The sequence below is a fragment of the Stenotrophomonas sp. STEN008 genome (genome assembly GCF_056760435.1).
In genome coordinates this window covers 49,756-62,337 of record NZ_JBRRET010000002.1, presented here as the reverse complement: position 1 = coordinate 62,337, position 12,582 = coordinate 49,756, and the positions used below count along the sequence as shown (strand labels likewise).

At 68.9% G+C, this 12,582-nt stretch carries 11 protein-coding genes; 3 read left to right on the top strand and 8 right to left on the bottom strand.

Annotation, left to right across the window (positions count from 1 at the left end; translation table 11 throughout):
- Positions 1 to 80: 80 nt before the first annotated feature.
- The 4 genes from ACVOME_RS01325 to ACVOME_RS01310 all read right to left on the bottom strand — a co-directional run bounded on the left by ACVOME_RS01325 (position 81) and on the right by ACVOME_RS01310 (position 1,983).
- On the bottom strand, positions 81 to 500 hold the full coding sequence (locus ACVOME_RS01325) for a DoxX family protein (RefSeq protein ID WP_065182957.1): 420 nt from the start codon (positions 498 to 500) through the stop codon (positions 81 to 83).
- Positions 501 to 502: 2 nt separating this feature from the next.
- Positions 503 to 1,159, bottom strand: a complete 657-nt coding sequence (locus ACVOME_RS01320) for a hydrolase (protein ID WP_065175260.1) — start codon at positions 1,157 to 1,159, stop codon at positions 503 to 505.
- Positions 1,156 to 1,572 (bottom strand): helix-turn-helix transcriptional regulator, encoded by a 417-nt coding sequence (locus tag ACVOME_RS01315; RefSeq protein WP_065175261.1) that lies wholly within the window; start codon positions 1,570 to 1,572, stop codon positions 1,156 to 1,158. The genes ACVOME_RS01320 and ACVOME_RS01315 overlap by 4 nt, the downstream gene beginning before the upstream one ends.
- A 78-nt stretch (positions 1,573 to 1,650) precedes the next feature.
- Complete coding sequence (locus tag ACVOME_RS01310; protein ID WP_346480181.1) at positions 1,651 to 1,983, bottom strand: hypothetical protein; 333 nt, start codon at positions 1,981 to 1,983, stop codon at positions 1,651 to 1,653.
- Positions 1,984 to 2,079: 96 nt separating this feature from the next.
- Here ACVOME_RS01310 and ACVOME_RS01305 point away from each other — a divergent pair, with 96 nt between their 5' ends.
- Together ACVOME_RS01305 and ACVOME_RS01300 are read left to right on the top strand one after the other, a co-directional pair.
- Positions 2,080 to 5,109: a sensor histidine kinase gene (locus tag ACVOME_RS01305; RefSeq protein ID WP_445394380.1), complete on the top strand. Its 3,030-nt coding sequence runs from the start codon at positions 2,080 to 2,082 to the stop codon at positions 5,107 to 5,109.
- On the top strand, positions 5,102 to 5,755 hold the full coding sequence (locus ACVOME_RS01300) for a response regulator (protein ID WP_065175264.1): 654 nt from the start codon (positions 5,102 to 5,104) through the stop codon (positions 5,753 to 5,755). Before ACVOME_RS01305 ends, ACVOME_RS01300 begins: the two co-directional genes overlap by 8 nt.
- A 22-nt stretch (positions 5,756 to 5,777) precedes the next feature.
- Here ACVOME_RS01300 and ACVOME_RS01295 read toward each other — a convergent pair whose 3' ends face one another.
- Complete coding sequence (locus tag ACVOME_RS01295; protein WP_481504612.1) at positions 5,778 to 6,971, bottom strand: MFS transporter; 1,194 nt, start codon at positions 6,969 to 6,971, stop codon at positions 5,778 to 5,780.
- A gap of 93 nt (positions 6,972 to 7,064) precedes the next feature.
- Between ACVOME_RS01295 and ACVOME_RS01290 the strand changes: the two genes are divergently transcribed.
- Positions 7,065 to 8,012, top strand: coding sequence for a LysR family transcriptional regulator (locus tag ACVOME_RS01290; RefSeq protein WP_180875335.1), 948 nt, complete (start codon positions 7,065 to 7,067; stop codon positions 8,010 to 8,012).
- Here ACVOME_RS01290 and ACVOME_RS01285 read toward each other — a convergent pair.
- Genes ACVOME_RS01285 through ACVOME_RS01275 form a run of 3 tightly spaced genes read right to left on the bottom strand, consistent with a single transcriptional unit; the run spans position 7,993 to position 12,491 of the window.
- The gene (locus ACVOME_RS01285) at positions 7,993 to 9,183 is read right to left on the bottom strand and encodes a beta-barrel domain-containing protein (RefSeq protein ID WP_481504611.1); all 1,191 of its coding nucleotides are present in this window, start codon (positions 9,181 to 9,183) and stop codon (positions 7,993 to 7,995) included. The two genes, ACVOME_RS01290 and ACVOME_RS01285, sit on opposite strands and share 20 nt — an antisense overlap.
- Positions 9,176 to 11,341: a type I secretion system permease/ATPase gene (locus ACVOME_RS01280; protein WP_164152513.1), complete on the bottom strand. Its 2,166-nt coding sequence runs from the start codon at positions 11,339 to 11,341 to the stop codon at positions 9,176 to 9,178. The genes ACVOME_RS01285 and ACVOME_RS01280 overlap by 8 nt, the downstream gene beginning before the upstream one ends.
- Positions 11,322 to 12,491, bottom strand: a complete 1,170-nt coding sequence (locus ACVOME_RS01275) for a TolC family protein (RefSeq protein WP_239519805.1) — start codon at positions 12,489 to 12,491, stop codon at positions 11,322 to 11,324. The genes ACVOME_RS01280 and ACVOME_RS01275 overlap by 20 nt, the downstream gene beginning before the upstream one ends.
- Positions 12,492 to 12,582: the final 91 nt, after the last annotated feature.

Here is a 12,582-nt window from a genome sequence, read left to right as displayed (position 1 = left end):
CTGTCCGGCAAGGCCCAGCGCCACGGCAGCGCCGGTGCCCAGTACGACGCTGCGGCGGCCGGGATCGAGTGGCTCATGGTTCATGCGATGTCTCCGGGAAATACGGGGCTGTCCAGCGCCCAGGCTCCCGGCCCGGCCAGCGCGATGGCCAGCAAGACGAGGGTCCACATCAGGGGGTACTCGGCGCCGGCGCGCATCCAGAACCAGCCCTTGGGCACGGCCAGCAGCACGGTGAAGCCGATGAACGCCGCTGCGGCCAGCGCAGCGATGCGTGTCTGCCAGCCCAGCAGTACGGCCATTCCGGACAGCACCTGCAGCCCGGCCAGCAGCAATGGCAGAGGCGCCGCCGACGGCAGGCCGAAGCCACGCAGTTCGGCCGCGAAACCGCTCAGGCCAGGGCCACCGAACCAGCCGAACAGCTTGCCCAGCGCGTGGGGCAGCAGGAAGCCGCCCGCCGCCACGCGCAGGATCAGCAGCGCCAGGTCGAGCCCCGGATCCATGGTCAGTGCCCGCCTTCCTGGGCGCCGAACATGGTCTTGGCGTACTGGATGCCGATGCCGTAACCGCCCGCGTGATCACGGGCGATGCCGGTGGTCAGGCCATAGGTCTCGCCGCGCGCCCAGTCGCGCTGCAGCTCCAGCAGGTACTGCACGCTGGTCATCGGCACCGCACCGGCCTGCACCATGCGGGCGATCGCCCGCTCATGTGCTTCCACGCTGACATCGCCGCAGGCGTCGGTGATCACGTACACCTGGAAACCCTGCTCCAGCGCTGACAGCGCAGGCCCCACGATGCACACGCTGGTCCACAGCCCGGCCATCACCAGGCGACGCCTGCCGATGCGATTGATCTCATCGATCACCGGCTGGTCTTCCCAGGTGTTCATGGAGGTGCGATCGAACACCTTCTGCCCGGGGAAGATCACCGGCAGCTCCGGAAACATCGGGCCGGAGAACGAGGTCTCCGCGACCGTGGTCAGCACCACAGGCACATTGAAACCCTGCGCGCCCTTGCTGATCAGCGCGACGTTGTTGCGCAGCGCCGAGATGTCGATCGTGTGGGTTGCAAATGCCATCTGCGACTGGAAATCGATCAGGACCAGTGCGTGATCGGTGGGCGATAGCAGGCCTTTGGCAGGAATTGCGGTAGCGAGGCTCATGGATGGACTCCGTTGCGAACAAGGGCAGGGGGAAGGGACAGGGCTGCATCTCCAGCCAGGTACTGGCCGGGGCTGCAGCCGGTCTCCGCGCGGAAGCTGCGGACGAAATGGCTCTGGTCGAAGAAGCCCAGCTGCTGCGCCAGGCAGGACATCGGCAGTTGCACGACGGGCAGCAGCTGGCGGGCACGCTCGATACGGCGGCGGCGCACGTAGCGCAGTGGGCTCGCGCCGGTTCCGGTGCGGAACAGCCGCACCAGATGGAAGCGGCTCACGCAGGCCGCGTCAGCCAGCTCGGTGACCCGCATCGGCTGTGACAGGTGTTCATCGATGTAATGCAGCGCACGCTGCAGAGCGGCAGCCTGCCGGGGCGGCAACGCCGCGACGGTCGGAACAGGGCGGGATACGGTAGCCATGGAGGGGTGCCACGACGGGGTGCCCCATGGTGCGGGGCGCCGGCACGATGCCCTACCCCCGACGGACGAGGGCAGCACCTACCCGAATGGGGGAGACCGTCGCTCCAGCACACGTCGTCCGAACAGCCGCGCGTCCAGCGAGTAGGCACCCGGCCCAAGTGCCAGCAGGGCCAACGGCAGCAACGCCAGGGCCCACGGCACCGACTGCCAGAACAGGCACGGCACGGCCAGCAGCGCCGACAGCGGCGTCAGCACCCCCAGCAGCAGCGACAGGGCGACCAGCAGGCAGGCAGCCGTCAGCCAGCCCGCGCTGGACGGGCGCACGCACAGCGCTGCGACCACGCACAGCCGCAGCCATAACAGGCCGGCGCCGGGACCGCGGTCAGGAAACATCACGAACAGGCGCTGCATGGAGAGTCTCTGTGGTCCATGCCGGCGTGATAGCCGAGTGCCGCGGCAGGCGCCTACCCCGTTCGGGTCACCCCGCCCTGCCCCGCACCTGCGAGAATGCGCTGCATGCATGGCTGCCCCTTCCCTTCCCTGCGTCGCCTGACGGCGTTGCTGATGTGCCTGCTGCTGTGCATCGCCCTGCCCGCCCACGCCGTGCAGCGCCCGGCAGTGAGCAGCGGGCTGCCCGGCTACGAGCACACCGCCTGGCGGGTGGGACAGGGCGCACCCGGCGATATCTGGGACATCGCCCAGGATCGCGACGGCCTGCTCTGGCTGGCCACCGGCTCCGGGCTGTACCGCTTCGACGGGCGTCGCTTCGAGCGGCAGCCCGCACCGCCCGGCAGCCGATTTCCCTCCACCAACATGGTCACCCTGGTGCCCGGCGATGGCGATGCGCTGTGGATCGGCTATTTCCAGGCGGGCATCAGCCAGTTCGCCAATGGCCAGCTGCGCAACTTCGGGCGCGAGGAAGGGGTTCCGGTCGGCGTGGTGCCGCGCTTCAGCCGCGACCAGCAGGGGCGCCGCTGGGCCGCCATCAACGGCGGGCTGCGCTGGTTCGACGGCAAGCGCTGGCGGCCGCCACCGGCCAGCGCAGGCCTGCCCGAGCGGCGCGTGCAGTGGGTCCTGCAGGACAGCCGCAATACCTTCTGGGTGCTGGCCGACCTGAAGATCTGGAAACGCGCGCCGGGTGCCGTCCGCTTCGAGGACACCGGCATCGCTGTCTCGCAGATGGCCACGTTGGTGGAGAGCCCGCTGGGCGAGGTGTGGCTGGCCGACCGCGTGCGCGGCACCTCGCCGCTGGCCAACGCGGAGGGTGTGCTGCCACAGCACGAGCGCGAAGCACGCCGCCTGCCGGAGCTGGTCGCTGCGCGGCTGCAGTTCACCGCTGATGGCGCGCTGTGGGCGACGATGAGCCCGCACGGTGGGGTCGCCAGGGTCACGTTCGATGGCAGGCGCGCCGTGCGCATGGAACGTTTCGATTCACCGGATGGCCTGACCGCAACGTCGGCCGTGCCGATCATGGCCGACCGCGAAGGCAATATCTGGGTCGGCACCAATCTCGGCCTCAACCGCTTCCGCGCGCGCAGCGTGAAAACGCTGTCGGCCGGTCCTGCCGATCCGTATCGCTCGCTGGTCCGTGCCAGCGATGGCCGCGTGTATGGCTACGGCGAGGATCTGGCACCTTATGACCTGCGCCGGGAGCTGCTCGACGGCAGTGGCGCGCAACTGAAAGCCGCTGCACGCGGCGCGCCGACGCCGATCTGGCAATTCGACTGGGTCAATCTCGCGCGCACGCGTAACGGCCGGACCGCACGGATCGCACTGCCGGCGCCGTTCACCGGCCAGCCACTGCACGCGCTGCTGTTTCCCGATGACGAGCAGGCCTGGGTCTGTACCGGCGAGCGCGGCGTGCTGCATTACGCGCAGGGCCGTTGGCAGCGCGAAACGCGCCTGCCCGAGCAGGCCTGTTCCTCCCTGGCAATGGACGACAACGGCCAGCTGCTGCTGGGGTATGCCGATGGACGCCTGCGCCATCTGGGTGATAGCACGATCGAGACCTTCGGTGCCGCGCAGGGGCTGTCAGTGGGGCCGGTGACTGCCCTGCTGCAGCAGCGCGATCTGTTGCTGGTCGCCGGCGAATCGGGCCTGGCCGCACGCCTGGGCGGCGGACGTTTCATGCCGGTACGCACCGACCTTGCGGGCGTGCTCGAGGGCATCACCGGCATGGTGGCCGATGCACAGGGTCGGCTCTGGCTCAACGGCAGCCGCGGCCTGGTGCGTCTGGACAGCGCGCATCTGCGGCACGCGCTGCGCGCCGGCCTGCCGGTGACGCCGCGCCTGTTCGATGCCGTGGACGGCATGCCGGGCGTCGCCCTGCAGAGCGGTCCGATCTCCACGGCGGTGCTGGCCGGTGACGGGCTGCTCTGGCTGGCCACCAACCAGGGCCTGGCATGGCTGGACACGACCCACGCGCACGTCAACAGCATGGCGCCGAGCGTCCGCATCGGCGATGTGCTGTACGGCAACGTGCACGAACCACTGCGTGACAATCTGCGCCTGCCCGCTGGTACCACCCAGCTGCAGATCGACTACGTGGCCCTTTCACTGGCCCGGCCCGAACGCAACCGCTACCGCTATCGACTGTCGGGTGTCGACGAGGACTGGCAGGACGCCGGCAGCAGCACCCGCGCCTACTACACCAACCTGGCCCCCGGCAGCTACCGCTTCGAGGTGGAGGCCGCCAACGAAGACGGCATCTGGAGCCGGGTGCCGGCGCATCGCAGCTTCCGCATCGCACCGACCTTCATGCAGACGGTCTGGTTCAAGCTGCTGTGCGCGCTGCTGGTGCTGGCGGTGCTGGTGATGGCCGTACGGATCCGCAGCGGACAGCTGGCCGCGCTGTTCCGGGCCCGGCTGCAGGAGCGCAACGGCGAACGCGAGCGCATCGCCCGTGACCTGCATGACACGCTGCTGCAGGGCAGCCAGGGCCTGATCCTGCGCCTGCACGCGATCAGCCAGTCACCACAGACACCGGAAACCGTGCGCAGCCAGCTGGAATCGGCGATGCAGCTGGCCGAACGCAATCTGGCCGAGGGCCGCGAACGGGTCAACGCCCTGCGCGACGGTCCCTTCGCGGGTCGTGATCTGGCCTCGGCCCTGGCCGATGTGCACGCTGAGTACGCCGGCCAGGGCACCAACCCACTGCGCCTGACCGTGGAAGGCACCCCGCCCCGCCTGCAGCCGGATGCTGCCGAGGAGGTGTTCCTGATCGGCCGCGAGGCGATCCGCAATGCATTGCGGCATGCGCAGGCCAGCGCCATCGAGGTCGAGCTGTCCTACGGTGCCCGCTGCTTCCTGCTGCATGTCCGCGATGACGGCGTTGGCATTGCCGACGACCATGCCGGTGCCGGCCACTGGGGGCTGCAGGGCATGCGCGAGCGCGCGCAGCGGCTGGGCGCGGCGCTGAAGCTGTGGACGCGGCCCGGCCTGGGCACTGAAGTGGCGCTGTCGGTCCCCGCGCGCCGCCTCTATCACCGAAGGCCGTCGCGCTGGCGCTGGCCCTGGAGCAGACCTGACCATGACTGAGCTCTCCCCTCCCATCGGCGTGCTGGTGGTCGATGACCACCCGCTGCTGCGCGACGGCCTGGCGGCCCTGCTCGGCGCCCAGCCGGACCTGCGGCTGCTGGGCGAAGCTGCCGACGGTGAAGAAGCCATCGCGCAGTACCAGCATCTGCAACCGGACGTGGTGCTGATGGACCTGCAGATGCCCCGGCTGGACGGTGTCGAGGCCATCATGCGGATCCGCGCGCTCGACCCGCGTGCCCGCATCATCGTGCTGACCACCTACCGCGGCGACGTGCGCGCGGTGCGCGCCCTGCAGGCCGGTGCCAGCGCCTACCTGCTCAAGGACATGCTGCGCCATGAACTGATCGATACCATCCGCATGGTGGCCGGTGGTCGCCGTGCGCCTATTCCACCTGCGGTGGCCGCCAGCATCGCCGCGCACGTGGTGGAGGACCGCCTGTCGCCGCGCGAAACCGAGGTGCTGCGGCATGTTGCCGGCGGACTCTCGAACAAGCGCATCGGCGAACGCATGCAGATCTCGGAGCAGACGGTAAAAGCGCACATGAAGAGCCTGATGGACAAGCTGGGCGTCGGCGACCGCACCCATGCGGTCACCCAGGCCCTGCGCCGCGGCATCATCAGCCTGGACGACAGCGGCCACGATTGACGCGCGGCTGCGCGCGCAGCGCTCAGCGCAGGTGGATCAGCAGGCTGCCACCGGCACAGAGCGTCGCCAGCCATGCCACCCCATGCCACCCCCACTGCGCCAATGCCAGGCTGCCAAGTGCGCCTCCGGCCGCCATGCCGATGAACATGCCGGTGAACAGCACTGCATTGAGACGGCTGCGTGCGGCGGGCGCCAGGCCATACACCAGTGTCTGGTGGGCCACCAGGGCCGACTGGAAGCCGAAATCGAACAGCAGTGCGCTGGCCACCAGCAGCGGCAGCAGTGCCGCTGCGGGCAGCCACGATTCGGCGAGCAGCAGTGCAAAGCCAAGCAATGCCACCATGATCGCCAGGCGTGCCACTGCGGGGCTGCCCAACCTGTCGGCGAAGCGACCGGCGAACGGCGCCGCCAGCGCGCCCGCCGCACCGGCAATACCGAAGGCGCCGGCGGCAGCACTGCCCAGTCCCAGACGCGCATGCAGCATCAGCGCCAGGGTTGACCAGAACGCGCTGAAACCCACCGCCAGCAACGACTGGCTCGCCACCGCCCGGCGCAGCTGCGGCTGCTCCCGCCACAGCGACAGCAACGAGCCCAGCAGCGCCGGATAGCGCAGGGTGCTGGTGGGTGCGAAGCGTGGCAGTGCACGCGCCATCACCCCCCCCATCGCCGCCACGGACACGGCCGCCAGCACGAACTGGGTGCGCCAGCCCCAGGCCTCGGCCACCATCCCGCTGACCACGCGCGACAGCAGGATGCCCAGCAGCAGACCGGTCATCACCCGTCCGACCACCTGCCCGCGTTGCGCATCCGGTGCCAGCGCCGCAGCGGCAGGCACGATGTCCTGGGCCAGCGTTGCCATCAACCCGACCAGCAGGCTGGCCATCAGCAGGCCCGGCAGGTGCCCCGCCCCGGCCGCTGCGGCAAGTGCAACCGACAGCAGCGCGGACTTCAGCAGGATCAGCGACCGGCGGTCGAAACGATCCCCCAAGGGCGCCAGCAGCAGGATGCCCAGCGCATAGCCGAGCTGGGTCAGGGTCGGCACCAGACCTGCCGCGCGCTCGCCCGCGGACAGGTCCTGGGCGATCAGTCCCAGCATCGGCTGGCTGTAATAGAGCGATGCCACCGAAAACCCGGCACCGGCCGCCATCGCCAGTACCAGGGAGGTGGAAGGAGCCACGACCGGCGGGGCGGTCACGGAAAGCATGGGGGTGGACATCAGCAACTCCAGTCAGGGAACGGGAGGTAGCCTGCGCCTATTCGCCCCACGTCTGTAGTAGGATCAAATGAATACTTTTCATACAGGGTACGTATGATGGACATGGCCCCGGGCGCCGACCGGCTCGACCTGCTGCGCACCTTCCTGCGCATCGTCGACGCCGGCAGCCTGTCTGCCGCCGCCGCGCAGCTGGGTACCACCCAGCCCACCGTGAGCCGCCGCCTGCAGGCACTGGAACGGCAACTGGGCCTGCGACTGCTGCACCGGTCCACGCATGGTCTGCAGCTGACCGAGGAGGGCATGCGCTGCCAGCGGCACGCGCAGCGGGTGGTGGAAGAATGGGAAACGCTCCAGGCCGAACTGCAGGGACAACCCGACGTGCTGCGTGGGCGCCTGCGTGTGATGGTGCCGCATGCGTTTGGACAGGCACAGCTGCTGCCGACCATGCTCGCCTTCCTCGCCCGGCATCCACAGTTGAGCCTGGAGTGGATCCTCGAAGACCGGCGCCCGGACTTCATTGCCGAGGGCGTCGACTGTGCGGTGCGGGTCGGCCCGGTGGACGAGCCACGCATGGTCGCGCTGCCGCTGGCCGAAGTCCCACGCATCGTGGTCGCCGCGCCTTCGCTGGTCGATCCCGATGCGGTGACCACCGCTGCACAGGCGCAGGCATTGCCCTGGATCTCCCTCGTCACCTACTACCGCGAACGCCTGCTGCTGTACGACGCACGCGGGCGTCCGCACACACTGTCGATCACGCCGCGCCTGCTCAGTGACAACCTGTTCGTGGTCCAGCAGGCGGCGCGTGCGGGCCTGGGTGCGGCGGTGGTATCGGCCTGGCTGGTCGCCGAGGATCTGGCGCACGGCCGCCTGGTCCAGTTGTTGCCGGGCTGGGAAGCGCCGCCCCTGCCGGTGCATGTGGTGTTTCCTGCCGCGCGCCAGCAGCCGGCGCGGCTGCGCGCCTTCATCGATGCGATGAAGGCCGCCCTGCCGCAGCTGCATGGCATGCGGCCGACTCCCGGTCTCAGTTCAACCGCGCCTTGATCAACGGTCGGAGCAGGTAGTTCAGGACGCTGCGCTTGCCGGTCAGGATGTCCACATCCGCCACCATGCCGGGAATGATCGGCAGGGCCTCGCCGTGCCGCCGCAGCTGGCTGCCATCGGTGCGGATCAGCACCTGGTAGAACGATTCCTTGCCCCGCGGCGTATCCTCCTCGATGGTATCGGCACTGATCTGCTCGACGGTGCCGCTGAGTTCGCCGTAGATGGTGTAGTCATAGGCGGTGATCTTGACCTTGGCCGGCATGCCCGGCACCAGGAACGCGACGTCGCGCGGCTTGACGCGGGCTTCCACCAGCAGCCGTTCCTCCACCGGAATCACCTCCATGATCGGCTCGCCGGGAGGAATCACGCCACCGCGGGTATTGATCAGCACCGTGTTGACCCGCCCACGCACGGGCGACAGGATCTCGGTGCGCCGCAGCTGGTCCTGCCGCTGGTGAACGATCGGCTCCAGTGCGGACAACTCCGCCTTCAGCTTGGAGCGTTCGGTATAGGCTTCCTGGAAATAGGTGTTGCGCAACTCGCTGAGCTTGCCGGTCAACGTGGCGATTTCCTGGGTCAGCTTCAACTCTTCCATCTGGCTGACGGCGTTGCGCGCGCCCAGCGGGCGCACGATCCGCAGCTGGTCGCGCGCGATCGACAGCTGCTGGCCGATGGCTGCCGAACTCTGCTGCAATGTCGCACGGCGGGACTGGTACAGCTCCCGCTCCGAACGTGCCAGCGCGCTCCCGGCCGGAATGTCGTCCGGGAACTCGATGGCACCTTTGCCCAGCACCTCCGCATCCAGTCGCGCGATTGCGGCCCGCAGCACCTGCGACTGGTTGGCCGATTCCTCGTAGTTGGTGCGGAAGTGGGTTTCCTCCAGCCGCACCAGCGGCTGGCCCACTTCGACCAGGTCTCCCTCCTTCACCAGCAGGCGATCGAGGATGCCGCCTTCCAGGCTCTGGATCTTCTGCATGCGGCTGTACGGCACCACCCTGCCCTCGCCACGGGTCACCTGGTCCAGCTGCGCAAGCGCGGCCCAGCCCACGGCGATGGCCACCGTCGCCAGCAGCACCCACAACAGCGGTCGGTACACGGGATGCGTGGACGCCAGCAGTGGATCCGCAAGCTCGCGCCGCAGTCGCTGCGAACGCTTCTGCCGCTCAACCATGATGTCCTCCCGCGACCGCGGCGATCGGCTGCACCTGGTTGCCCTGCACCACCTGCTCCAATGGGCCGTCCATGATGATCCTGCCGTTGCGCATCACCACGGCACGCTCGACGAGGGCCAGCATGCTGCGCTTGTGGGTGGTCAGTACCAGAGTGCGCTGGCCGAGCCAACGCTGCAGGAACTGGATGACATGGGTCTCGCTCTGCTGGTCGAAGGCGGCGGTGGGCTCATCCAGCAGCACGACAGGCGGATCCTGCAGGATCACCCGGGCCAGGCCGATGGCCTGGCGCTGGCCACCGGACAGGCTGCCGTTGCCCATCACCAGCTGGTCCAGCCCCAACGGATTGCCGCGCACGAAAGGCCCCATGCCCACCGCGTCCAGCGCCTCCAGCAGCTCCTCATCCCGCCAGGCGGCACCTTCCAGATTGAGGTTGTCGCGCAGGCTGCCATGGAACAACGCCACGTCCTGCGGCAGATAACCAATGTTCCGTGCACGGTCACCGGGATCGATCTGTGCCAGCGCCACGTCGTCCAGCAACAGGCGTCCCTGCTGCGGCGTCACCAGTCCGGACAGCACGCGCAGCAGGCTGGACTTGCCCGCACCGTTGCCGCCCAGCAGCGCCACCCGCTGCCCAGGTGCGATGGACAGCGCATGCACGTCGACCACCCACGGCCCTTCGCCCAGCGCCAGGCGGACATCGTGCAGCTGGTAGGCACCCTGCAGGCGCGGCCGGTGCACGAAGCGGGCACCCTGTGGGCGCTCCTGCTCGGCGCCCATCAACTGGTCCAGCCCCTCCATGGCGACGCGGGTGTGCTGCCAGCGCCCCAGCACCGCCGCAACCTGCGCCAGCGGCGCGATCGCCCGCGATGACAGGATCGAGCACGCCACCAGTGCGCCCACGGTCATCGCACCGTCATTGATGCGGTAGACACCGAAGGCGACCACACCCACATACGCAAGCTGCTGCACCACGGCCGCGCCATGGCTGAGGCTGGCGGTGAGCGTACTTGTCTTCAACGCCGTTCCCGCCAGCTGCGCCGTCAGGCTTTCCCAGTGCTTCAGGCTGCGGCCTTCGGCACGGGTGGCCTTCACTGATTCCAGGTGTTCAAAGGCCTCCAGCAGCACGCTGTTCTTCATCGCCCCTTCGCGCAGATTCTGCCGCGACAGCTCACCCAGCCGGCGCTGCGCGAGCACGCCCGGCAGCACCATCAGGACACAGGCCACCACCGGCACCCAGACCACATGCCCACCGATCAGCGCGATCAGCAGCAGGAACACGAACACGAACGGCAGGTCGCTGAGCAGCGCAGCGGTGGACGAGGTGAAGAAATCACGCACGCCCTCAAACTCGCGCACCTGCGTACTGAATGCCCCCATCGACGCCGGCTTGGCGTTGATCCGGGTCCCCAGCACGCGGGCGAACAGCAGCGTTCCCAGCTGCAGGTCCATGCGCTTGCCGAGCACATGCAGCAGCTGCCCGCGCAGGACGCGCAGCACCCCTTCGATGATGACCGCCAGGGCAACGCCACTGGCCAGCACCCATAGCGTGTCGAACGCTGCCACCGGCACCACCCGGTCATAGACCTGCATGGCGAAGATCGCCGTCGCAATGGCCAGCAGGTTGGCCACGAATGCGGCGGCCCCCACCTCGACATAGGAGCGCCACAGCTGACGCAGTGGCCCGTAGAACCAGTGCTCACCCCGGCCCGCGGCGAAATCGCCGACCCGGCCATCCGAGCGGAAGCGCGGTTTGGCGAACACTGCAGTACCACTGTACAGCGCCTGCAGTGCCTGCAGCGGCATGGCCTGTGTGCCACCCTCGGCCTGTGGCACCTCCACCTGCGCCTGGTCATCGCTGATCGCCGTCAACAACAGCGTGTTCCCATTGTTCAGCAGCAGCAGGACCGGCAGCAGATAGGCGTCGATGTCGGTCAGCTCGAAGGCCTCCACGCGCGCGTTCAGGTCCGCCCGCCGCAGCGCGCGTGGCACCCGCTGCAATGGCAGCCGCCCCTGCTCCAGAGCAATGCCGTCAACCAGCTCGGCAGCACCCAGTGGCCGGCCCAGCCGCTCGCACAGCAGCAGCAGGCCATCCTGCAGCGGGTCGCGCGGCGTGTTGCCGCTGCCGGTGGTAGTCGATTCAATGCGCGGCGTCTGCATGCGTCCTCCCTCCAAGCAACTCACCCAGCTGCCCGATCTGGGCGGCAGCGCGATAATCGATACGGACCCGCTCCATGCGCAGAGTTGCCAGCTGGCGTTCGGCCTCCATCCGCTCGCGCTGCACGCTGAGCAGATCGATGATGTCGCGGCGTCCGACCTGGAACTGGTCGTGATACAGGCCGCCGACGTGCGTGGACTCCTCCACCTGTTGCTGCAGCGCCTGCTCACGCAGTACCAGCGCATCGGCGTTGTCGAACAAGGTGCGCATCTTGCGCCGCAGATCACGGCGGGTGGCGTCGGCACTCCACTGCGCCGCCTCCAGTCGCTGCCGGGCCGCCGCCGGCCGCTGGAAATTGCTGAACCCGCGCAGGACATCCATGCGCAGGCGCAGCGAAACCACCGAATCATTCTCCATCTGCCCGCCGATCTCGCGGCGCAGCGCCGATGCCTCCACGTTGAGCTGTGGCTTCAATGCCGCGCGCGATTCGGCCAGCTCCGCCTCGGCTGCCGCGGCATCCTCGCGCGATTCCCGCAGCAGCGGCGCGGCCTCGATTGCTGCATCCAGGCCGTCACGCTGCCACGCCCGCCGTCCGGCAGGCAGGTCCGGCGCCTGCAGCGGGCCAGGATCCCGGCCCAGCAGCAGGGCCAGCTGGTTGTTGGCATCGCGCAACGCGCCTTCCTCGAACGCCAGCTGGTCCTGGCCGCGCGCGAACTCCAGCTGCGCGCGATCCAGCTCGGTGCGGTCGGCGTAGCCGCTGCCGCTGCGGTCGCGGGCCATGCCGCGGACGCCCTCGATCCGCTGCAGGAAGTCACGCACGGCCACCACTCTTTCGCGGGCGACCAGCACGTCCAGGTAGGTCTCGATGATATCCAGCGCTGCGTCGTCCCGGGCGACCTCCAGCGCTGCCAGATAGCGGCGCTGGGTCGCACTGGCGGCCTCGACCTGGCTGCGCGTCCGGCCCCAGTCGAACAGCATCTGCGACAGCGTGACGTCGTACACCATCTCGGACATATGTCCGGCCTGCGGTCCGCCGGAGATCTGCAGTGCGGGAAAGTAGCCCCCCCGTGCGATTTTCACGTCGGTGCCTGCCCGTTCCGCTTCGCTCAGCGCCGCACGCACCCGGGGATGGATCGCCAGTCCGGTCTGCACAGCCTGCTCCACACTCATCGCACTGGCCCCCGCCGGCAGGCCGCACAGCAGGAGGAGCGCGAACGCTCCTCCTGCCCACCGCCTTCGGCTC